Annotated in this window: 1 pseudogene; it reads right to left on the minus strand. The window is 52.9% G+C overall.

Annotated features, from left to right (window positions below):
• A pseudogene (locus tag DK187_RS21050) lies at positions 1 to 306 on the minus strand (MBL fold metallo-hydrolase); the annotation flags it as partial.

Below are 306 nucleotides of genomic sequence, written 5' to 3' on the forward strand. Positions count from 1 at the left end.
AACGCTCGCCATCGAACATCACATAGCCATTGGTTTTATCGTGATAACGCAAAATATCCCGTCCTGGTGTACCTGCGGCCTGATAACCCACAAACAGCACGTCGTTACGTTCATCGCCCAATAACGCCTTCAAATAATTCACAATACGCCCACCGGCGCACATGCCCGACGCGGCAATCACAATGGCTGGGCGGGTTTGACGTTGCAGGTAAGACACGGTTTGCAGATGAGTGTCGTGGTCGTCTATCGTCGTCACCTGTTCAAAACTCAACGGATGCCGCCCCGCCTTCACACGGCGTTTTGCTT

This window comes from Marinomonas arctica (genome assembly GCF_003259225.1).
In the GTDB taxonomy this organism is placed as follows: domain Bacteria; phylum Pseudomonadota; class Gammaproteobacteria; order Pseudomonadales; family Marinomonadaceae; genus Marinomonas; species Marinomonas arctica.